The organism is Sorangium sp. So ce131 (genome assembly GCF_051519095.1).
In the GTDB taxonomy this organism is placed as follows: domain Bacteria; phylum Myxococcota_A; class Polyangia; order Polyangiales; family Polyangiaceae; genus Sorangium.
On the sequence record NZ_CP150455.1, the window covers coordinates 3531832 to 3554142 of the forward strand.

Here is a 22311-nt window from a genome sequence, read left to right on the forward strand (position 1 = left end):
CAGCGCCTAACCCACGTTCAGCCACGCGCGAGGGGGATGCGCGCGGCGCCCCCTTGCTCGAGCCAGGTCGCGAGCGTCCTCAGCCCCGGGTGAAGCGCGCGGAGCGACGCGACGTCGACGTCGACGCGGAGCTGGATCGCGGCCTCGACGATGCGCTCGAACAGGGGGTTCGCGCGCAGGGCCTCGGCCGGGATGCGCGCGTACGCGAGGGGCCGCCCCGTCGCGCGCTCGATCGCGGCCGCCACCTCGACGCTGGTGAGCACGTCGCCCGCGAGCTCGAGCGTCCGGCCGGCGAAGGCCTCGGGCGCCGCGATGACCGCGGCCGCGATCGCGCCGATGTCGTCGGCCGCGATGAAGGGAATGGGGTGCGCCGGCGGGTAGAAGAACGTGAACGTCCCCGGCGTCGAGTAGAAGTGTGCCTGGGTGAGCAGCTCGAAGAACGCCCCGGGACGCAGGATGGTGAAGGGCACATCGAGCGAGCGAACGTACGTCTCGATCTGCCACTTGCTCTCGAAGTGGCCGACGCCCGTGCCCGGCACGAGGCCAGCCATCGAGGTGTAGACGAGGTGCCGGGCCCCCGCCGCGCGCGCGGCGTCGGCGACGTTCTTGCCGAAGCGCAGCTCGTCGTCCGAGGTGATGCCGTACTCTGGCTGCCCCTCGCTCGGCTGCACGCTGAAGATGGCGTCCACCCCCCGGGCCGCGGCCTCGATCGAGGCGCGGTCGCCCAGATCGCCGCGCGCGATCTCGGCCCCGAGCCGGCGCAGCGCCGCGGCGGGCTCGCCCTCGGGGTTCCTGACAAGAGCCCGGACGCGGACGCCGCGCGACAGCAGCGCTCGCGCGGCGCCGCCGCCCTGCTGTCCGGTGGCCCCCGTGACGAGAACGAGCTTCTCCTTCGTGGTCATGACTGGGTCTCCCTTCGCTCGTGGGTCGGGCCCGTCGCGCCGCGGCGACGCCGCCCACACACGCCACGATAGTGGCTGGCGTGCGGACGAGTAGCGCTGTATCGTCCAAAGAAATGGTTCGATCGTCCAGCATGGGTCGACGTTTATGGATGTCCTGACCGAGGCGCTCCGCAGCGTGCAGCTGCGCAGCCAGATCTATGGGCGGCTCGAGCTGAAGGCGCCCTGGGGCATGCGGGTCGACGCGCACGACGTGACGAGGTTCTACGCGGTCTCGCGGGGCGGGTGCCTGCTCGAGGCGGGCGGGCGGCGCCTGACGCTGGCGCCCGGCGACGTCGTCTTGCTGCGCGCCCGGCTCCCGCACGTGCTGCGCGACCGCCCCGGCTCGCGCGCCGCCTCGCCCGAGGAGGTGTACGCCCAGCGCGGGGGCCGGTGCGGGGGCATCGTGCATTATGGCGGCGACGGGGCGCCGACGACGATCGTCGCGGGCGGCCTTCACTTCTCCGATACCCGCCTGAACCCGCTCGTGTCGAGCCTGCCCGAGCTCATTCACGTGCAGGGCGACGGCGGCGTGGGGACGCGGTGGCTCGAGTCGACGTTGCAGTTCGTCGCCGCCGAGATGGACGCGGAGATGCCCGGCTACGAGCTGGTCGCGGGCCGCCTGGCCGACGTGCTGTTCGTGCAGGCGCTGCGCACCTACGTCGCGGGCGTCGCGTGCGAGCAAGCGAGCTGGCTGCGGGCCCTCTGGGACCCCACGCTCGGCGTCGCCTTGCAGCGAATGCACGAGCGGCCCGCCGACGCCTGGACGGTCGAGTCGCTCGCGCGCGCCGCGGGCGTGTCGCGCTCGGCCTTCGCCGCCCGCTTCAAGGGGGCGCTCGGCGTCCCGCCGCTCGAGTACCTGACGCGCTGGCGCATGCACCGCGCGGCCGAGATGCTCGCCGACGGGGCCGCGCGCACGGCGGAGGTGGCGAGCGCGGTCGGCTACGAGACCGACGGCGCGTTCGTGAAGGCGTTCAAGCGCCACACCGGCGAGACGCCGGGCGCCTACCGGCGCAAGGCGCGCGCCGGGGCCGACCGGTAGCTCGGTCCGGGGACGGCTGCGATATGCTCCCGCGCGCGCCTGCCCGGTGATCGCCCGGCGACTGGCGCTCATCGCGGCACACTGACAACGGTAGAGAAAGGTTCTCATGGTCACTCCTGGTCCGGCGCGCGCCATTGGCTGGTGGGCGCTCGCGCTCTTGTGGGCAGGCATGCTGGGGGCGCTGTGCGGCTGCAGCGAGGCGGCCGATCGGCTGGACGCGCGGGCGCTCCGGCGGCAGTTCCCCGAGCAGGCAGCCGCGATCCTCGAGGCGGAGCGCGCGTTCGCCTGGGCGGGCGACGGGTTCGAGGCGGCGCGGCCGCTCGGCGCGGAGGCCGGCGAGGACGGCGAGGACGGCGAGGACGGCGCGGGCGCGCTTTCGCCGCGGTTTCCGCGGGAGGGCGCGGGCGCGGTCCGGTTCACGCTGGCGGACGGCGCGGAGGTGGCCGTGCAGGAGCTCGACGCGGCCGGGGAAGGGGAGATCGCGGACAACGCGGTGGCGTACACGCGGCGCGGGGGGACGTCGTTCTGGACGGCGCTGTCGGACGACGGCTACGAGGAATGGCTGCTGCTGGAGGCGAGCGCGGTGGTGCGCGACGCGCCGGTGGCGGTCTGGCAGGTGCAGGGCGCTGCGCTGCGGCAGCAGGGGGAGGCCGTGGAGCTCGCGGACGCGCGGGGCGCGGCGCAGCTGCGCGTGACGGCGCCGGAGGCGTACGCGGCCGGAGGCCGGCCGGTGGGGACATGGCTCGTGGCGCGGGGGGAGCGGCTGGAGCTGTGGGTCGAGGCCGAGGGGGAAGCGGTGCTGGTGGATCCGCAGTGGAAGCCCGTGCGGAACATGAACATCGCCCGGCACCTGCACGCCGCCGCGCGGCTGCCGGACGGGCGGGTGCTCGTGACCGGCGGCCTCACCGCGAGGGCGACCTCGCAGAAGGTGATCGTCGACAGCGTCGAGGTGTTCGACCTGGACTCCGGGACCTGGTCGCCTGCCTCGCCCATGAGCGCCGCTCGCTTCGGGCACTCCGCGACGGCGCTCACGGATGGCCGGGTGCTCGTCGCGGGCGGCGAGGGGCCTCGAGGCGTGCTCGCCAGCGCCGAGGTGTTCGACCCGGTCTCCGGTGAGTGGGCGCCTGTCGACACGCTGGAGGAGATCCGCTCCACGCACTCGGCGACGCTGCTGAAAGACGGCCGGGTGCTCATCGCCGGCGGCCAGGATCAGGATGGAACACCGCTCGGCACCGCCGAGGTGTTCGACCCGGCCTCCGGGAAATGGACCGGTGTCGGCGACATGAATGCTGCCCGGCTGTGGCACACGGCGACGCTGCTGAAAGACGGCCGGGTGCTCGTCGCCGGCGGCGATAGCACGGAGGGCACGGTCGCCAGCGCCGAGGTGTTCGACCCCGAGCTCGGCGCCTGGTCGGTCGTCGATTCCATGGACGATGTTCGTTACGGACACGGCGCGACGCTGCTGAACGACGGCTGGGTGCTCGTCGCGGGCGGCTACAACGTCGACCAAGGAGCGTTGCCCGGCGCCGAGGTGTTCGATCCGAGCTCCGGGAGGTGGCACCCCGTCGGGCCCCTGCGCGACGCCCGCTTCGGGAACTCGGTGACGCTGCTGGAGGACGGACGGGCGATCGCCGTCGGCGGCTACGAGACCACGCTGGGAAAAACCTCGTTTGGTACTCTCGCCAGCGCCGAGGCGTTCGACCCGGAGTTCCGTGTATGGCTGCCCCTCGCGCCCATGCAGCGCGCGCACAGCGAGCACATCGCCACGCCGCTGGAGGGCGGTCAGGTGCTCGTCACCGGCGGTCAGGGGCACGGCGTGATCGCCAGCGCCGAGGTGTTCGACCCGACCTCCAGCACGTGGACGTCCCGCGAGCGCCTGAGCGTCGCCCGGACGCGGCACACGGCGACGCGGCTGGAGGACAAGCGGGTGCTCGTCGCCGGCGGGTCCAACGAGGACATGGCGAGTTCAGGAGGCGTCGTCGGCATCACCGAGGCGTTCGACCCGGTCTCCGGCGCGTGGCAGCAGCTCGGGGAGATGCGCGTCGCCCGCGCCGATCACACGGCCACGTTGCTGCAAGACGGGCGGGTGCTCGTGGCCGGCGGCACCGAGGACGGCTTCTCCTCGAGAGGACAGATCGCCAGCGCCGAGGTGTTCGAGCCGGGCGCCGACGCGTGGCGTCTCGTCGGGGAGATGCGCGAGGTCCGGGCGTTGCACACGGCGACGCGGATGAACGACGGCCGGGTGCTCGTCGCTGGCGGGTTCCACGTGGAGGGGAGGGAGGGCGGCAAGGTCATCGCCGGCGTCGAGGCGTTCGATCCGGCCACCGACGCGTGGCAGCACGTCGCGCCCATGGCCGCCGCCCGGTACTATCACACAGCGACGCTGCTGGAAGACGGCTGGGTGCTCGTCGCCGGCGGCTACAACGCAGAAGAAGGGGCGACCGCCAGCGTGGAGGTGTTCGACCCCGCGACCGGCGCGTGGCGGTCGCTCGAGCCCATGCTCACCGCCCGCTACCGGCACGCGGCGACGCTGCTGCAAGACGGCCGGGTGCTCGTCGCCGGCGGCTTCAACGCCGGAGGCATCGTCGACACCGCGGAGGTGCTCGAGCCGGACTCTGGCAGGTGGGTCCCCGTCGGGTCGCTGCGCGCCGGGCGCAACGAGCACAGCATGACGCTGCTGCCGGACGGGACCGTGCTCGTCGTCGGCGGCGCCGACTTCGCGGGCCGGACCCTCCAGCCCTACAGCGTCGAGGCGTTCGACCCCTCCTCCAGCGCGTGGGCAACCGTCGATTCCATGCTGAACGCCCGGTTCACGCACACCGCGACGCTGCTGGACGACGGCGGCGTGCTCGTCGTCGGCGGCGGCACGACCACCGGCGACATGCGCGATGATCTCGAGCTCAACAGGGTCGAGGTGTTCCGCAAGCTGCCGCAAGGCCGCGGTTGCGCGACGGCCATCGAATGTCAGAGCGGCTCCTGCACCGACGGCGTCTGCTGCGACCAGCGCTGCGACGTCTACCTCTGCGAGGCGTGCTCGGCCGCTCGGGGCGCCTCGGCGGATGGCGTCTGCACGCTCCTCCACCCCGACTACGAGCCTTACGCCTGCGCACCTCGCACCGGGGAGCCGACGGACCCCTGCAAGACGGTCCGCGACTGCGCTGACGGCTATGTCTGCGATGGCGAGGGCCATTGCGTCCCGCCGCCGCCGAGCAGCGGTTACGTCGACAAGGGCGGCTGCCACCTCGCCACGTCGGCGGGGCGGACGTCGCGTGGGCCGGTGGAGCTCGGCCTGCTGATCGTCGCCGCCCTCTCCGCGGCGCTGCGCCGGCGCCGCGATGGCCAGCGCGGCCGCGCCTCCTGAACACGAGAGCTCACCGCCGCGACCGCGGGGCTCCTGCTCGCCCGAGCTCCGAGCTCGGAGCGCGCGGCGCGGCCGGCCAGCCGGCGCACGGGGCGAGCACATGCAAAACGATTCGACGATGTCAAGGACGAAGCGCCGCTCGGCGCGGGCAGGAACGTGGTAGGAAGCTGCGACGGCGGGAGCGCAGCGTGGGAAGGTATGATAACAACGCGGCGCAAAAGCTTGCAGGTGGCGGCGTGCAGCCGCGGCATCCGCGGCACCGGCGCGTCGGCCGCGTGCTTCGCGTTCTCGCCATCATCCGCCGTCACATGACCGGCGTTTGTGATCTGAACAACTTACCTGCACCACGGAGCGGCATGTCGCGACCGAAGCCCCTGGTCTCCCACATCTACACCGCGGACCCGCGCGCCCACGTCTTCGAGGGGCGCGTTTACATCTACCCGTCGCACGACATCGAGAGTGGCATCCCCGAGAACGACAACGGGGATCACTTCGCCATGCGGGACTACCACGTCCTCTCCATGGCGAGCATCCCCGGCGAGGTGACCGATCACGGGGTGGCGATCGACATCAAGGACATCCCCTGGGCGGGGCGGCAGCTGTGGTCCGGCGACGCGGCGTACAAGGACGGCACCTACTACCTGTACTTCCCGCTCAAGGACGAGGGCGGCGTCTTCCGCACCGGCGTCGCCACCAGCAAGCGGCCGGAGGGGCCCTTCAAGGCGGAGCCCGAGCCCATGAAGGGCAGCTACAGCATCGACTGCTCCACCTTCCAGGACGACGACGGCACGCACTACATGGTCTTCGGCGGCATCTGGGGCGGGCAACTGCAGCGCTGGCAGAGCGGGCAGTACGACCCCGCCGTCCCGCCCGAGCCCACGGAGGCGAAGCCCGCCATCGGCCCGCGCATCGCGCGCCTGAGCGACGACATGCTGCAATACGGCGAGACGCCGCGCGAGATCCACATCCTGGACAAGGACGGCGAGCCCCTCCTGCAGACGGACCATGAGCGCCGCTTCTTCGAGGCGCCGTGGATCCACAGGTACAACGGCAAGTATTACCTGTCGTACTCCACCGGCGACACGCACCTCCTGGTGTACGCCACGGGCGACAGCCCGTACGGCCCCTTCACGTACCAGGGCGTCGTGCTCACCCCCGTGCTGGGGTGGACGACGCACCACTCCATCGTGGAGTTCGAGGGCAAGTGGTGGCTCTTTTACCACGACTGCGAGCTCTCCGACGGCAAGACGCACCTGCGGAACGTGAAGGTGACAGAGCTCACCTACCGGTCGGACGGATCGATCGTGACGGTCGACGGCAGCTTGTAAAGACCAGCATGGGCCAGCCCGGATCTTCGGGCCGGCGCGGCGGGTGACGCGAGAGAGCTCTCCTCGGGCGACGGGCGCCGGCGGAGAGCTCTCTTGTTGTGCGGGCACGGGCGTCGAGCGCGCTCTGCTCGCTTGACCTCGGTAGACCACTCTCCAGAGGGCGACGAGCCTGGGTGACGGGGCGCCGGCGGCCGCGCGGCGTCGAGCCCTCTTCCTCCACAGCCCGGCGCCGCGGCCGCGCACATCCCCTCACGTGGCGCGCGGCGGTCCGGCGGTTTGCTTTCGCGCGCCTTACGCGGCGCGCGCGGGATGCGTATCCTGGCCGCCCTCCAGGACGACGTGGTGTGAAGGCGGACAGCGACGCACGCGACGGCGACCCCGGCGCATCGAACGGGCAGGACGACCGGACGCTCGAGCGCCCTGTCGACCCCGACATGGGCGCGTCGGGGCCGATCAGCTCCACCGGGCGCGGCGCCACGCGCGCCACGATGCCCGACGCGCACGGCGCCGCGGCCCGCGAGGCGCGGGGCCTCGCGGCCGGGGCCGCGCCGGCCGGCGCGCGCCCGCGCTCGTTCGACCCGCCGACCCGCGAGGACGCCGACCTCGCGGCCATGGTGGGGCGCCGGATCGGCGCCTACGAGATCACCGGGCTCATCGCGCGGGGCGGCATGGGCATCGTCTTCGCCGGCCGGGACACGCGCCTCCAGCGGCCCGTCGCGATCAAGGCGCTCCCGCGCGCGTTCACGGACGACCTCGCGCAGCGCGCGCGGCTCCGGCGCGAGGCCAAGCTGCTCGCCTCGATCTCGCACCCCAACATCGCCACGGTCTACGGCCTGGAGCAGGACGACGCCGACTACCTCGTCATGGAGCTCGTCGTCGGCTCCACGCTCGCGGAGCGGCTCGCCCGCGGGCGGCTCGCGGTGGTCGAGGCGCTCTCGCTCGCGCTGCAGATCGGCCGGGGCGTCGAGGCGGCGCACGAGGCGGCCCTCATGCACCGCGACCTCAAGCCGAGCAACGTCCTGCTCACGCGCGACGGCAAGGTCAAGGTGGTCGACTTCGGGCTCGCGCGGGCGGTGCACCCCGAGGCGGACGAGGGGGGCGCGCTGCTCGCGTCGAACGTGCCGCCCCTGTCGGCGAGGACGCTCACCCAGCCGTTCGTGATCCTCGGCACGCCGGGGTACATGAGCCCCGAGCAGATCCGGGGTCGCAACGTGGATCGGCGCGCCGACATCTTCGCGTTCGGCGTGATCCTGTACGAGTGCCTGACCGACGCGCCGGCCTTCCCGGGCGAGACCGTGGCCGATCGGCTCGCGGCCACCCTGGAGCGGGAGCCCGACATGGCCGCGGTCCCGCCCGAGGTGCCCGCGCGTGCGGTCGACGTGCTGCGGCGTTGCCTCGCGAAGGACCCGGCCCGGCGGATCCTCCACATCGGCGAGGTCTGCCTGGAGCTGGAGGAGGTGCTGCTCGAGGTGCGCGCGCCCCGCGCGACGTTTCCGTCGGCGCCCACGCCGGCGCCGGTGGGCGGAGCCGCCGCCTTCGCGCCGGCGCCTGCGCGGCCCGCGTCGGCGCCGGCGCCCGCGCCAGCCGGCGGAGGCCCTGCCGCGCCCGCGCCGGCCGGCGGAGGCCCTGCCGCGCCCGCGCCCGGCGGCGGAGGCCCTGCCGCGCTCGCGCCGGCAGGCGGAGGCCCTGCCGCGCTCGCGCCGGCAGGCGGAGGCCCTGCCGCGCCCGCGCCGGCAGGCGGAGGCCCTGCCGCGCCCGCGCCGGCAGGCGGAGGCCCTGCCGCCGCCCCGCCAGCCGGCCGCGCCTCGGCCCCCCCGCCAGCCGGCCGCGCCTCGGCCCCCCCGCCAGCCGGCCGCGCCTCGGCCCCCCCACCCGTCGCCGGCCGCGCCGCCGCGAGCTCGTCCTCCGCCGCCGCGCCCGCGCCGGCCGGCCGCACCTCGGTCGTCCCCGCGCCGCCGAGCCGGGCCTCCGCCGCCGCCGCTCCCGCCGGCCGCGCCTCGGTCGTCCCCGCGCCGCCGCGCGCCGCGCCCCGGTCGTCCCCGCGCCGGCTCGCGCTCGCCATGGCCGGCGCAGCCGCGGTCGGCGCCGTGTCCGCCGCGGGGCTCACGGCCGCCCTGCGGGCCCCGCCGCCGGCCCAGCCCGCGCGGCAGCTCGACCTCCTGTTCCCGGGCCCCCAGGCGCAGCTCGCGAAGCTGCGCCTCGCGATCTCCGACGACGGCCGCCGCGTCGTCTTCGGCGCGGCGGGCCCGGACGGCGCCTTCGGGCTCTGGTCGCGGAGCCTCGACGACGGGACCACCGCCCCGCTCCCGGGCACCGAGGACGGCTGGGACCCCACCCTCTCGCCCGACGGCCAGTGGGTCGCCTTCTACCGCGGCGGCGAGCTCTGGAAGCGGCGGCTGGTCGGCGGCAACAGCGTCAAGGTCGCCGCCACCGCCTGGTCCGCGGGCTCCACCTGGGGCACCGACGGCGCCCTCTCGTTCTTCGCGGAGTGGGGCAAGGGGCTCGTTCGTGTCCCGGAGCTCGGGGGCGAGCCCCAGCCCGTCACCGCGGTGCGCCCGGAGCTCGGGGATTACGCCGAGGCGCTCCCCTGCGTGCTGCCGGACAACCGCGCGGTCCTGTTCACCTCCTGGGACGGCAAGAAGATCACCCGGATCGAGGTGGTCGAGCTCGCGACCGGCGCGCGGTCGACGGTGGTCAACGACGGCTCCACCCCGCGCTTCGCCCGCACGCCGCGCGGCGATCACCTGCTCTGGGAGCGCAAGGGCACGATCTACGCGGCCCCGTTCGACGTCGCCGCCCGGCGGGTCGCCGGTCCGGAGCGCGCGATCGTGGACGGCGTGCTCACCGACGGCGCGGACTGGGCCGCGTTCTTCGACGTCTCCGACGAGGGCACGCTCGTCTGGGTGCCCGGCTCCATCTTCCAGGAAGAGAGCCAGCTCGCGTGGCTCGGCGAGGGCGGCGCGACCGCGCCCTTCGCCGCCGACGTCCTCCCGTTCGCGGAGCCGCGCTTCTCCGCCGACGGCAAGAAGCTCTCCGTGGTCCTCAAGCAGGACGTGTACGCGGCCTTCGTGCGCGAGGAGGGTCGGGGCACCTTCGATCGCATCGTGTTCGACATCGACGTCCAGTCGGCCGCCATCTCGCCGGACGGGGCCTGGCTCGCGTTCAGCAGCCTGCGCGACGGCCGCTTCGGCGCGTGGGTGAAATCGCTCGCCTCCGGCGACGAGCGGCGGCTCACCGACGCGCTCGGCAGTTATGCGTTCGGCCTCGACTGGTCCCCCGACAGCCAGCATGTGGCCGTATCCATGGCCCCCGCCGGGCAGCAGCAGCGCGACATCTGGGTGTTCTCGCTGAGCGATCCCGCCGAGGCGCGGAGCTTCATCGCCGACGCGGCCGACGACCGGTATCCCCGCTTCTCGCCGGACGGCCGCTGGCTGGCGTACACGTCCGACGACGCCGCCGGCCGGCAGGTCTACGTGAGCTCCTTCCCCGACGGCAAGGTGAAGCGGCAGATCTCGACGCGCGGCGGCACCGAGCCGACCTGGGCCCCCGACGGCGCGCGCATCTACTACCGCGCCGACGGCAAGCTGTACGCCGTGCCCCTCTCGCCCGGCGACGCCCGTCCGGTCGGACCGCCGACGCTCGTGTACGACAAGCCCTTCGGTCAAGCCGACGTGGACCTGCGGAGCTACACCGTGGCTCCGGACGGCCGGATCCTGATCATCGGACCCCCGCCGCAGCGGACGCAGGTGACCCACCTGCGCGCCATGCTCGGCTGGTACAGCCGCCTTCCCTGATCGACGCGCCCCGCGCGACCTCCGCGCGGCGTGGATCGCGCGGTCGAGTGTCTCCACTGTCCGGAAGACACCGTGAGTGAAGGCCTATGTGAGCGACGAACGCCGGGCGATCGACCTGGACGGTAGTGATTGCTTATGTCGCAGTACTATGGCAAAGGTATTTCCTGACCTTTGTCAGGCGGCGCACGGGGGTGCTCGCCGCGCAATCGAGCCGCTCGGGCGCAGCCGGCCCCGGGCGGCTCCGTGCTGGCCTCGATGCCCGGGGGTAACTGCGATGAATCAAACGATCAACGTGTTCGATCCAGCGTTTCGTGCGGACCCGTATCCTCGTCTCGCCGAGCTCCGGCGCGTGAGCCCGGTATGTCAGATCGAGCCTGGCGGCATGTGGGCCGTGACGCGTTATGAGGACGTGCTCTTCGTCCTCAAGAACCCTGAGCTCTTCTCGTCCGGGGGCTTCAAGGCGGCGTGGGAGCCGCCGTGGGTGGGTTACAACCCGATGGCCAACTCGATGCTCGCCATGGATCCGCCCGCGCACGCGCGGCTCCGCGGCCTGATCCACCGGGCGTTCGGGGCGAGCACCGTCGCCCGGCTGGAGCCGCGCGTCCGCGCCGTCGCCGACGCGCTCGCGGGCGATCTCGTGGGAGAGGTCGAGTTCGTCGACGGGTTCGCCCTGCCGCTGCCGGCCTTCGTCATCGGCGAGCTCCTCGGGATGGACCCGGCGCTCCGCCGCAATTTCAAGCGATGGACCGACGATATCCTCTCGATCACGCCGGACCGCCCCGAGGACGCGGAGCGCGTGCGAAAGACCATCGCGGATCTCACCGGGTACATCCGGGAGGTCATCGCGGCGCGGCGCCGCGCGCCCGCGGAGGACACGGTGACGGACCTGATCCGCGCCGAGGTCGACGGGCAGCGGCTCACGGACACCGAGATCATCGACTTCCTCGTGCTCCTGCTGATCGGCGGGCTGGAGACCACGACGCACCTCCTCTGCAACTCCATGATCTACCTGGCCGCCCATTCCAGCATGATGGACCGCCTGCGGGCCGATCCCGCCCTGATCCCGCTGTTCGTCGAGGAGATGCTCCGCTACGACGGCACGGTCCTGGCGCTCCCCCGGCTCGCGACCAGGGACGTCACGCTCTCCGGGGTGACGGTGCCTGCCGGGGCGCTGGTGCTCCCGTTCCTGTCCTCTGCCAACCGGGATGAGCGGAAGTTCCCCGATCCGGATCGGTTCGACCTGCACCGCGGCTCGCAGGGCGCGGTCAGCTTCGGGCACGGCGTTCACTTCTGCATCGGCGCCGCGCTGGCGCGCATGGAGATGCGCGTGGCGCTCGAGACGCTGCTCGCGCGCTTCCGGCGGGTCGAGCGCGGCGCGGGGGAGCTCCAGTACAACCGCGCCATCACCGTGCGCGGCCCGGTGGAGCTGCCGCTCCGGTTCATCCCGGCGAGCTCCGGCGCGGTCCGGCCGGCGCACGTGCACGCCGGCGCCGCGCAAGAATCCGCCGTCGCCGAGTGAACGATCTCCCGCCGTCCGGGAACCCACCTCCAGGAGGACAGCTCGGCTCCGCCGGCGCGGAGCGGGGGGAGCGTACGCCGCGCGCCTGCGCGTGAGGCGGGCGCGCTCCTGCGCGCGCCGGGAGAGGCCCGAGCTGCCCCAGGAAGGCAGCGGGATCCTCTCTATGCGCACGTCCATCGTCCTCATCGCATTGCTCGGCGCGCACGCGCTCGCCGGGTGCACCTCCGGAGACGCCGGCGATCCGTCGCCGGACAGCGATCGCCTGGAGTCGCCTCCGCCCGGCGCCGGCGTCCAGTACCGCATGGTCTCGACGGTGGCGCCCGGGCAGGAGATCGAGCGGTGCAAGCTGTTCGTCGCGCCCCCCGAGGGGCTCTATGTGAACCGCGACGAGGTGCGGTTTTCGCCCGGCAGCCATCATGTCGTCCTGTACAAGACGGCGTACCGGGAGATCCCGGCCGAGACGCGCGAGGGCGTCGCCGTCGACGCGACCGAGGTCCATGATTGCAACAGCGGCGCCACGGCCGCCTGGGAGATCACCGGGGTGATCGCCGGCTCGCAGTCGTACGAGGGCAATTCGTTCCTCGGCGAGCTCCCGGAGGGCGTGGCGCTCCGGGTCGAGCCGGGCACCGTGCTCGTGATGAACACCCATTACCTCAACGCCACGGCGGCGCCGCTCGAGGCGGACGCGCGCGTGAACCTCTACACGATCCCGCCGGAGCAGGTGGAGCAGGAGGCGGGCATGCTGTTCCACTACAACCCGTTCATCCGGGTGCCTGCGCAGGGGGAGTCCTCGGCGCGCATGCGGTGCCCGATCGCCGAGGACATCTCGCTCGTGCGGGTCCAGTCCCACATGCACCGCCGCGGCGTGGGCTTCGTCGCCCACCACGTGCGCGCCGGCGGCGGGATGGAGGAGATCTACGCGAACGAGGCGTGGGAGCAGGTGCCGGTGAAGGTCTTCGACGCGCCGCTCGAGGTCAAGGCGGGCGAGGCGCTCGATTTCCGCTGCGACTACGAGAACACCGAGCCGCGCGACGTCGCGCAGGGCCTGACCACGCGCGACGAGATGTGCATGCTCATCGGCCCGTATTTTCCGCGCCGCCCCGGCGTCGACAACTGCAGCGACGAGCACGGCGTCCCCGCCGAGACGTGGATCGGCTCCGGCGCGGCGACGTGCGCGGACACGCTTGCGTGCACCGCCGCGGTCGCGAGCAACGCCGACTTCTTCGGTTGCGTGGTCGACAGCTGCCCGGGCGTGGCGGAGCAGCTCGCCGGCGTGCTGCGCTGCCAGATCTCCGCCGGCTACGGCGCGTGTGACGACGCGTGCGCCGAGGGCGCCGAGGCGCCCGAGTCGCCCGACGCGTGCGCCGCGTGTATGGCCGACGCGTGCGCCGCGGAGTCCTCCGCCTGCGCGGCGGCGGCCTGCGACTGACCTCCCCCGATCCTGACGAACGCCGCGCCCTCCGCGGGCGCCGGCGCCGCGGGCGCCAGCGCCGCGGCCGCCAGCGCCGCGGCCGCCAGCGGCTGCCCTCGCCAGCGGCTGCCCTCGCCAGCGGCTGACCTCGCCAGCGGCTGACCTCGCCAGCGGCTGACCTCCCCCGACCCCGACGAGCGCCGCGCCCTCTACGCGCGAGACGGCACGCGTGTGCTGGCACGCTGGCACGCTGGCACGCTGGCACGCCGGCGTTGGGCACCCGCGCGTGTCCCCTCGTGCCGCGCGGGCTCCGCGCGTCCGCCGCGCGTGACTCCCTGTCGAACTGGCGCCCTGCGGCGCTCCTGTGTCCTGGCACCAGGCTTGCTCTCGCCCTCGCGAGGCCGCGTGACACGGCCGCTGCGGCGACGCGCGCGACAGGCACCCTGCGCGCGCACGCGCTTGCTTGTTTGGATGGAGAGCTGCTCTCCACCGCAGGAGATTCGCACGATGAAACCGCATCCGTGGCAGCTTCAGTTCGGCGCCGGCGTCCCCCCTTTCGTCGCCAGGCCCAGCCCGTCGCAGGGATCCCCCCGTGAGCGCTCCGCCGCCCCGGCCCGCTGGGCGGGCCTCGGTCGAGGCGCCTTGGCCCTCGCGGCGGCGGCCGCGCTCTCCGCGGGCGGCGGGTGCATCGCGGAGCCCGTCGCGCCCGACGTGCTGTCGATCGAGGCCGATCCGGGCCTCATGCCGGCCTCGGGCGGCCCGCCGGACATGGAGGCGATCGTCCTGGAGCACCGGCTCTGGGAGACGTTCCACGACGCCTGCGACGCCGCGGTCCGCAGCCTCTACGGCGCCGCGTTCGGGGGTTCCTGCGACATCCAGCAGACGCACCGCAGGATCATCGACCCGGACTACCACATCGCCGAGTACACGGTCGCCGTGAAGGTCGGCCCGGGCGCGCGCGACTTCATCGGCCTGCACCGGGTCGTCCGCGAGGCGTCGCGCTACCGGCCTGCGCAGCTGAGCGAGGCGGTGATGCTGGTGCACGGCGACGCGTGGCCCTTCCGCGGCGCCTTCCTCGACGCGCCCGATCGCAAGACGTTCGCGGAGTTCCTCGCCAGGGAGGGGATCGACGTGTGGGGCATCGATCTCCGCTGGACCCGCGTCCCCGCCGGGACCGCCGACACCTCGTTCATGAGCGGGTGGGGGATGGAGAAGGACGCGGACGACCTCGGCATGGCGCTCTCGATCGCGCGTGTGAACCGGGATCTCACCCGCGCGGAGGGGCCTCTCCACAGCGCCGGCCCCAAGATGAAGCTGCTCGGCTGGAGCCGCGGCGGCCAGCTCGCGTATGCCTACGCGGGCCGCGAGTCCCAGGTGCCGATCCTGGCGCGGCGGCACGTCGACGGGATCATCCCCGTCGACATCTACCTGAAGACCGACCTGAGCACCCCGGAGGGCCTGCTGCGGCGGGATTACGCCTGCGAGCGCCTCGCCGTGGACCTCGCCCAGTACAACGACGCCTCGCGGAGCGACCGGTATTACTCGTCCCTCGGCTCCGTGATCTCGGCGCTCGGGGGCGCGGCGCTCGCGGATCCCACGGGCGCCTCGCCGATCCTTGCCGGCATGAACAACCGTCAGGCGGCGCTGCTCGCCGGCCAGGCGACATACCTGCTCGAGGACGGGCGCCCGCCCACGCCCTTCTATCACCTCGTCGGCGGCACGTTCGACACGAGCGGCCTGCCGGTCGATCTGACGTACCTGGCCGACGAGTCGCGCTGGTTCTCGGTCGAGACGCTGGCCGCGCCGTACCAGCCGATCAAGGGGCTCATCGACTCGGAGCGGGCGATGTGCGGCGATCCGGGGCCGACCATCGCCGATCACCTCGGCGACATCACCGTGCCGGTGCTTTACGTCGGCGCGGGCGGCGGCTTCGGGCAATCGGGCGTTTACACGACGACGCTCCTCGGCAGCACGGACAGGAGCTCGATCGTGAAGAGCGATCCCGCCGCGGGGGGCCAGCCCCGCGACATCGGCCACAACGACATCTTCCTCGCCGACGACGCCCAGGCGCTGTTCTGGAACGGGATCCGGGACTGGATCCTGGCGCGGTAGCCCTCGCGCCGCGCCTCTCCGGGAGCCGCCGAGCGCCCGGCCGCGCGGCGTCCGGCGGGGCGGCCTGCGCGCCCGCCGCGACGGCGCGACGGCGCGACGGCGCGACGGCGCGACGGCGCCGAGGTGATCCCGGGCAGGCCGTGCTAGAGCTTCCGCCGAGAGGGATAGAGATGGCGGCTGCCCACCCGGCGAGCGAGATCTCGGCGCGACACGTGAACCTCATCAGCCGATTCCTGGCGGTGCGCGACATCCCGTCGCTCACCGCCGAGGCCTGCGAGCGGGCGTTCGGCCGCCCGCGGGCCGATCTGCTGATCTTGCTCGGGAGCGGGGTCCTCGCGACGGCCGAGCGCGCGGCGGAGGCCTACGGGCGCGGGCTGGCCGATCGGCTGATGATCGCCGGCGGCATCGGCCATTCCACGGTGCACCTGGTGAACGCCGTGAAGGCCAGCCGCAAGTACGCGGGCATCGACGCGGCGGGCAAGCCGGAGGCCGTGATCCTGGCGGAGGTCGCGCGGATCCACGCCGGCGTCGATGTCCGGGAGGTGGTGCTCGAGGTCGAGTCGACCAACTGCGGCAACAACGCGACCTTCGCGCTCCGCGTGCTGAAGGAGCGGGGTTTGCGCCCGGAGACGATCCTCCTGATGCAGGACCCGACGATGCAGCGGAGGACCGGCGCCTCGTTCGAGAAGGCCTGGAGCGACGGCCAGGAGCGCGCGCGGCTCGTCAACTACGCGGCGTTCGTACCGGAGGTGGAGGCGAGGGACGGAGCGCTCCGCTTGACGGCCGCGTGCGAGCAGGAGGCGGCGCCGCTGTGGGAGATGGAGCGGTTCCTGTCGCTCCTCTCGGGGGAGATCCCGAGGCTCCACGACGACGAGAACGGCTACGGCCCGAGAGGGAAGGGCTTCATCGGGCATGTCGACGTGCCGGACGAGGTGCTGAACGCCTACCGGGCGCTGCTTCCCCTGCTGGGCGTTCACATGCGCATGTGAATCCGTTCACATGCGCATGTGAATCCGTTCACATGCGCATGTGAACGGGGTCGCGCAAGCGCATGGCCTCGGGTGGATGGTGCGTTGCTCTGGCCGAAGGCGCGGCACCTGGTGAGCGGCCAAGACGCCATGAGCGCCACGAACCCAATCCATCGGCGTAGTGGGCGTCTTGGTGGCGAAATCCTCCATGTTGCCTGACGTGATCCCGCACCATCGCTCGGGCGGACGTCGCAGTTCACCATTGACATCCTCGAACCGCTTTTGTTCTGCTTCCTCTCGCGGTGATGTCAGGATGAACCGCGAGGTCGCCCACGCCTGAGATGCTGCCTCCCCTTTTGCAATCGGACGTCGACGCGCTCTTCGAGCGAGCTCGAAGCGCCCGTGTGATCGAGGGCGGGGCCGCGCGCGGCAAACCCATGGGCGGCGCGGTGCTGGCGACGTTCGGGGCCGAGGAGCTGCCGGCGCTGCGCGAGGCGCTCCGGATCGTGGAGGACGGGCCGCCGTTCCACTGCGGGTGTCATGGGGACCTCGCCATCGAACTGCGCGGGCTGCTCCTGCGCGTGGGCGTGCTCTCGTACCACCACGGGAAGTCGGTGCGCCTCGAGGGGGCGTTCTCCGACGCGGCGCTCGTCGACGGTCCGGCGCTGCTGCGCCTGCTGGCAGCGCGCGGCGTCACCGAGCCGCTCGCCCGCCACGAGGCCGGCGAGCGGGACCTCGCACGGATGCACACCGAGCGGGATCGCTGGATGGAGGCGGCCCCCGAGGCGCTGCGCGAGCGGCTGCTCTCCCTCGAGGGCGGCCCGCTCGGCCTGCCGCCGTCCGAAGGGAATGTGGTGTTTGATGCCGGGATCGCGGCGCTCCGGGCGTCAGGGGACGACGACCGCGCCATCGCCTCGCGGCTCTTCGCCTGGCTCGGGACCAGCACGAGCCCATGGTCGGGATATCCGGCGTACGAGCACGCTCCGCTCGTGCTGCTCCAGCGCCTCTCGTCCGAGGCGGTGCTCGCCGCGCTCCTCGCCGCGCGAGACGACGACACGCTGCTCGGCGCCGCGCGTTACGCCGCGGACCATCAGGTCGTGAGCTTCCGGAAGCGGTTCGTGCGCGAGATCCCGGAGGAGACGTTCGTGCGCTTCGAGGAGCGGCTCGCGCGTGTGCCCATGACGCCCGACGGGCTCGCCGACGCGAAGGCGAGGCTCGCCGCCGCGCGGACCGTCGCGGCGTCGGTGCGCGGCAGGGCCGCGGAGCTGGCCGCGCAGCGGGGCCGCGCGCTCGCCTGCGTCGCGCTGAGCGACGACGGGCCGTTCGGCGCGCTGGTCACCGACGGGCAGACGCTGGCCGCCGTCGATGTCTACACGGTGGTGCGGATCGATCCGGAGCGCGGCTCGCTCGCGCCGCTGACCACCTACGAAGGATCCCCGTTCACCGACCTCGTCTTCGTCGACGGCGCGCTGCTCGCCGTGCGCGGCAACGAGGGGCGCGTCGATCACATCGCGCTCGATGGGGGAGGGCGCAGCGTGGTCGCCTCCGAGCTCGCCAGGCCGCTCGATCCCGTCGATTCGGGCGGCGTCCTCTGCTTCGTCTCGGCGCCGTTCGAGGATCGGATCGTGAACGGGGTGCGCTCGTCCGTCCAGCGGACGTCGCTGGTCCGGCTCGGGAAGAGCGCGGGTGTCGAGGTGATCGCGCCCGTCGAGGCGGGCGTCGCCGCGCTCGCGGCCGACGCGACGCACCTCTATTATGCGACCACCAACCTGGAGCGCGAGGGCGCGCTCTTTCGTGTGGCGCGCGCCGGCGGCAGACCTTCCATGCTGACCAAGGTCGGCCGCCTCGGGCACGCGACGGCGCAGCCTGCGCTGGTCATCGCCGGCGAACACGCCGTCTTCGCGGACGGCCGCGATCTCCGGCGCGTCCCCGTCGGCGGGGGTCAGGCCGTGACGCTGCACCGGACCGACGCGCCGATCGGGGCGCTCGCGGTCGTGTCGGACGGGATCGTCGTCATCCTCGGCGACATGTCGGACGGCTCATGGGACGTCGTTCACTTGCCGAGCAAGGGGGGAAAGCCCCGAAAGCTCGGCGCGCTGCAGCGGCGCCCCTACGACCGGCTGCGGATGGTGAGCCGCGGCGGCGAGGCGTTCTTCACGCTCGACGACAGGCTTTACCGCGCGCGGTGAGGCATCCGGGCTTCGGTGTCGCCTTTGTCACGGCGGCACGGGAGAACAGAAGAGGGGGAGAGGATCCCGCGATGCGAGCGATCGAGATCAGCTGTGCGCGGGCGCATGCCGCGAACGAGTACGTTGCCGGGCGGGGCGAGTCGTACGGCGGCGCGGGACGTCGGCTTCAGCCACGGGTTCGGCGCACTGGAGGCGAGCCGCGGGGCGTTCACATGCGCATGTGAATGGGCTGGTGGTGGTCAATTTGACCAACCGGCCCGGCGCGGTCTTGACGACGCGCGGCGCCTGCCGCCCAGCGCTGGGTAGTGGCCCATTCGCTGAAATGGGGCCACCTCGAAGCCACTGCCACCACCTCGCCAGGACCCGCTCGATGCGGGCGTCCGCCGCGGGCGGATGCCACTACTTTCTTGACGGCTGGTGCGCGTAAGGCGGACGCTTTGCAACCATGGCGGACAAGTTTGCGGGCGCTCGCGCGGTGATGGCTGTGGTCGGGCTCGCGGCTTCCTCGTCCGGCGGATGTGGATCGCTCATCGGGGCGGATTGGGACAAATATTCGTATGCCGGAGCATCTGACGGAGGTGGGGGCGACGCCAGCGGTGGGATTGGAGGCGCACAGAGCGCGGGCGGCTCGGGCGGCTCGGGCGGCTCGGGCGGCTCGGGCGGCCCGGGCGGCTCGGGCGGCTCGGGCGGCTCGGGCGGCGGAGGCGCCGTGGGTCCTGGCTGGGACTGGACCGGCATCGTCGGCACGGGACAGAGCCTGTCCGTCGGCACAGAGGGCAATCCCATCCGCGGGTCGGAGCAGCGCTTCAACAACCTCAAGCTGTCCCTCGGGGACGCGAGCGTGCCCCCCTTCGATCCGCTGAGCAGCGCCCTATCCATGGTGCCGCTCGTCGAGCCCATCCGCACGTTGTCGACGACCTACCCGAGCGCCTATCCCAAGAACATCTACGGCGAGACGCCGCACACCGCCATGGCCGACCAGATCACGTCGCTCGCGCAGGCGGCGTCGGTCGGCGACTACGTCACCGTGCACACCGTCGTCGGCGAGAGCGGGCAGGGGATCGAGGTCATCCGGAAGGGCGGCACGGAGATCGTCGAGGGCGCCACGTCGTCGGGCCGCGCGTATGCGGCGACGCTCTTCGAGGCGGAGGCGATCGCGCGCCTCGCCCGCGAGGCCGCCAAGACCTACGGCGTCGGCGCCATCGTGATCACCCACGGCGAGTCAGACGGCGGGCGGGCTACGTACGAGGACGACCTGTTCAAGCTCTGGTCCGACTACAACCAGGATATCCGGGCGCTCACCGGGCAGACGCGGTCCATCCCGATGCTGGTGTCCCAGCAGCACGCGGTGCCCTTCGAGGCGGGATCGCGGTCGGCCGTGACCCAGGCGCAGTGGCGCGTGGGCGTCGAGCACCCGGGCGACATCGTCTGCTCGGGTCCGAAGTACCAGTACCCGTACGTGGACGACCACCTCGATCTCAACGCGCACGGCTACGAGCTGCTCGGCGAGAAATACGGCCAGGTCTTCTTCGAGAAGGTGGTCCTCGGGCGCGACTGGCAGCCGCTCCAGCCGACGGGCGTCGAGCGCGCCGGCAGCACCATCACCGTGCACTTCCATGTCCCGGTGCCGCCGCTCGTCTGGGACAGCGCGCTGCCGCCTCCCCACGAGACGCTCGAGTGGAAGGAGGGCAAAGGCTTCGAGGTCTGGAGCGGCACTACCCGGATCGAGATCGCGCGCGTGGAGATCTCCGGCGAATCGGTGGTGATTACCGCGCAGAACCTCCCCGCATCCGGCGTGATGGTCGGCTACGCGGCGACGACCGACGGGACGCCGATGACGGGCGGCACGATTCGCTGGGGCCAGCTACGCGACTCCGATCCATTCGTCGGCTCGATGACGGGGGTCGAACAGCCGAACTACGCGGTGGCGTTCGAGTTGCCGGTTCCCTGAGCCGCGCGAGCGCGGCGCGTGTCGCTCTGGCACCGCGACCGCGCTCGTAGCTCCGCCTCGTCGTGCGGGTGTGAATGGGTTCATGTGCGAGTCTATACATCTCTCAATCTGACGCCCCGGAGCAATCCTCCCTCGAACAGCTCGTCCCGGTAGAGTGTCGCGCCGACCACTCCGCGCGCGGCTCATCCCCTCGCTTGGTCCTCCGCTCGGCTCCCCACCGCGATCTCCCCGACCGAGGTCTCCGCGAGGTACTCCAGCCCGGCCGCCCGCGCGAAGAGGTCCGAGTCTCCCCCGCCCACCGCGCACACGGCGAGATCCATCGCGCTCGCGACGAGGTACAGCGTCTGGTACAGCCCCCCGACGTCCTTGAGGAGCGTCGCATACGCGATCGACTCGTACGCCCAGCTGACCCTCGGAAACCGCGCCGCCACGACGATCAGCACCTCTGGCGGCGCGCTCGCGCCCATGGCCCTCCGCGCCCCTTCGAGCAGCGCAACAGCCTCTCTCGTGAGCCCGGAGAGCGCGCTGAGCGCATGCTCGTCCGCCCGGTAATGGTAGAGCCCCGACCCGAGCCCGTCGCACGTGCGCACGACCGGGTACAGCTCGAGCGCGTGGCACGCCCCTCCGCTCGGATACGGCCGCCGGGTCTGCTCGTACGCCCGGCCGGGCCCGCGCTCCTCGATCCGGTGGATCCTCGCCGCGCGGTAGAGCAGCTCGCCGAGCTGCTCCGCGCGGATCGGCCGCTCGCCGTGCTCGCGGATCGATCGGCGCTGCTCCAGCACCCGCGTGAACGGCACGTCCGTCGCCGCGAGCGCCTCCAGATCGGGCCGATAGAGCGGCACGACCTCGCCCGGCATCCGCGGCTTGATGCCCGGCAAAGGCGCAAGCGTCTCCCGGTGAGGGCAGGTCGCCCCGTACGGCGCGTCGTGGCGCCCTTGCCGGCTCCGCGTGTGGAAGGCGAGGTCGTGGAAGCTCCACCCGGCGAGCGCCTCTCCCGATCCTCGCCCGCCGCCGTCCAGCGCCCCGCACCCGAGCAGCAGCCCGACGATCGCGCGCACCACCTCGATCGACGTCGCGCACGCCCCGCTCGTCCCGCGCGCAGCGCCCAGCACCTCCTCGGCCGTCCGTGGCTCCGCGAGCGCATGGCAGACGGCCGCGGCCTCGGCGTCGTGGATCTCCACGCGCCCGCGCCCGAACGGCGACTCGAGCACCCACGCGCCCCCGTCGCTGCGGATCCACGCGAACCGCGACATCACATGCCGCGCCCCGGCCGCGGGCGCCTCGGGTGCGGCCCCCGCGAGCGTCGCGAGCCGCCGGCCTTCCCGCGCCACCGTGTACGCGAGCAGCCCTCGATGCGCGAGCCGCGCGAGCTGGTGCGCGACCTCCATGAGCCCCGCGCCCCCGTCGTCGCGCGCGGCCCGCTCCAGCAACCGCCGCTCGGTGTCGCCCTCGCCGGCGAGCGCCTCCACCACGGCGCGCAGGCCCGGCGTGGCGCGCTCGATCTCGACCGCCGGCTCCTCCGCGCGGCGGATCACGAGCACACCGTCCGGCCGCTCCGCGACCGCGACGCCGCTCCGGAACGAGAGCACCTGCACGACGCAGGGCCCCCGTGAGCCCTGGCCTCCCTCGCCCCGCTCGCCCCGCTCGCCGGGCCCGTCCCGTTCGCCGCGCCCGTCCTGCTCGCCCACGCCCTCCCGG

The 22311-nt window shown here is 73.0% G+C and carries 12 protein-coding genes; 10 read left to right on the forward strand and 2 right to left on the reverse strand.

Annotated features, from left to right (window positions below; all coding sequences use genetic code 11):
- Positions 1-17 precede the first annotated feature (17 nt).
- Complete coding sequence (locus tag WMF43_RS13115) at positions 18-902, reverse strand: NmrA family NAD(P)-binding protein (protein WP_437680278.1); 885 nt, start codon at positions 900-902, stop codon at positions 18-20.
- Between the two features lie 145 nt (positions 903-1047).
- Between WMF43_RS13115 and WMF43_RS13120 the strand changes: the two genes are divergently transcribed.
- The 10 genes from WMF43_RS13120 to WMF43_RS13165 all read left to right on the forward strand — a co-directional run bounded on the left by WMF43_RS13120 (position 1048) and on the right by WMF43_RS13165 (position 20613).
- On the forward strand, positions 1048-1980 hold the full coding sequence (locus tag WMF43_RS13120) for an AraC family transcriptional regulator (protein ID WP_437680279.1): 933 nt from the start codon (positions 1048-1050) through the stop codon (positions 1978-1980).
- A 106-nt stretch (positions 1981-2086) separates the two neighbouring features.
- On the forward strand, positions 2087-5341 hold the full coding sequence (locus WMF43_RS13125; RefSeq protein ID WP_437680281.1) for a kelch repeat-containing protein: 3255 nt from the start codon (positions 2087-2089) through the stop codon (positions 5339-5341).
- 356 nt (positions 5342-5697) lie between these two features.
- Positions 5698-6669, forward strand: coding sequence for a glycoside hydrolase family 43 protein (locus WMF43_RS13130; protein WP_437680283.1), 972 nt, complete (start codon positions 5698-5700; stop codon positions 6667-6669).
- A gap of 344 nt (positions 6670-7013) precedes the next feature.
- The gene (locus tag WMF43_RS13135) at positions 7014-10463 is read left to right on the forward strand and encodes a protein kinase domain-containing protein (RefSeq protein ID WP_437680285.1); all 3450 of its coding nucleotides are present in this window, start codon (positions 7014-7016) and stop codon (positions 10461-10463) included.
- 274 nt (positions 10464-10737) lie between these two features.
- A complete protein-coding gene (locus WMF43_RS13140) occupies positions 10738-11982 on the forward strand; it encodes a cytochrome P450 (RefSeq protein WP_437680288.1) in 1245 nt (414 codons plus the stop codon).
- A 163-nt stretch (positions 11983-12145) separates the two neighbouring features.
- Positions 12146-13411 carry a hypothetical protein gene (locus tag WMF43_RS13145; protein ID WP_437680290.1) on the forward strand — a complete coding sequence of 422 codons (1266 nt, stop codon included), beginning with the start codon at positions 12146-12148 and terminating at the stop codon, positions 13409-13411.
- 489 nt (positions 13412-13900) lie between these two features.
- Positions 13901-15505, forward strand: coding sequence for a hypothetical protein (locus WMF43_RS13150; protein ID WP_437680292.1), 1605 nt, complete (start codon positions 13901-13903; stop codon positions 15503-15505).
- Between the two features lie 170 nt (positions 15506-15675).
- Positions 15676-16494: a YdcF family protein gene (locus tag WMF43_RS13155; protein WP_437680294.1), complete on the forward strand. Its 819-nt coding sequence runs from the start codon at positions 15676-15678 to the stop codon at positions 16492-16494.
- A gap of 320 nt (positions 16495-16814) precedes the next feature.
- On the forward strand, positions 16815-18662 hold the full coding sequence (locus tag WMF43_RS13160; RefSeq protein WP_437680296.1) for a hypothetical protein: 1848 nt from the start codon (positions 16815-16817) through the stop codon (positions 18660-18662).
- Between the two features lie 709 nt (positions 18663-19371).
- Positions 19372-20613: a dockerin gene (locus WMF43_RS13165; protein ID WP_437680297.1), complete on the forward strand. Its 1242-nt coding sequence runs from the start codon at positions 19372-19374 to the stop codon at positions 20611-20613.
- A gap of 182 nt (positions 20614-20795) precedes the next feature.
- Here the strand turns inward: WMF43_RS13165 and WMF43_RS13170 are convergent, their stop codons facing one another.
- A complete protein-coding gene (locus WMF43_RS13170) occupies positions 20796-22301 on the reverse strand; it encodes a SagB/ThcOx family dehydrogenase (RefSeq protein ID WP_437680299.1) in 1506 nt (501 codons plus the stop codon).
- Positions 22302-22311: the final 10 nt, after the last annotated feature.

What these genes read in the sequence shown, in the direction of transcription:
- WMF43_RS13120 (WP_437680279.1), top strand. Translation starts at nt 1,048, where the DNA reads ATGGATGTCCTGACCGAGGCGCTCCGCAGCGTGCAGCTGCGCAGCCAG.
- WMF43_RS13115 (WP_437680278.1), bottom strand. Translation starts at nt 902, where the DNA reads ATGACCACGAAGGAGAAGCTCGTTCTCGTCACGGGGGCCACCGGACAG.
- WMF43_RS13130 (WP_437680283.1), top strand. Translation starts at nt 5,698, where the DNA reads ATGTCGCGACCGAAGCCCCTGGTCTCCCACATCTACACCGCGGACCCG.
- WMF43_RS13155 (WP_437680294.1), top strand. Translation starts at nt 15,676, where the DNA reads ATGGCGGCTGCCCACCCGGCGAGCGAGATCTCGGCGCGACACGTGAAC.
- WMF43_RS13150 (WP_437680292.1), top strand. Translation starts at nt 13,901, where the DNA reads ATGAAACCGCATCCGTGGCAGCTTCAGTTCGGCGCCGGCGTCCCCCCT.
- WMF43_RS13145 (WP_437680290.1), top strand. Translation starts at nt 12,146, where the DNA reads ATGCGCACGTCCATCGTCCTCATCGCATTGCTCGGCGCGCACGCGCTC.
- WMF43_RS13140 (WP_437680288.1), top strand. Translation starts at nt 10,738, where the DNA reads ATGAATCAAACGATCAACGTGTTCGATCCAGCGTTTCGTGCGGACCCG.
- WMF43_RS13160 (WP_437680296.1), top strand. Translation starts at nt 16,815, where the DNA reads ATGCTGCCTCCCCTTTTGCAATCGGACGTCGACGCGCTCTTCGAGCGA.
- WMF43_RS13125 (WP_437680281.1), top strand. Translation starts at nt 2,087, where the DNA reads ATGGTCACTCCTGGTCCGGCGCGCGCCATTGGCTGGTGGGCGCTCGCG.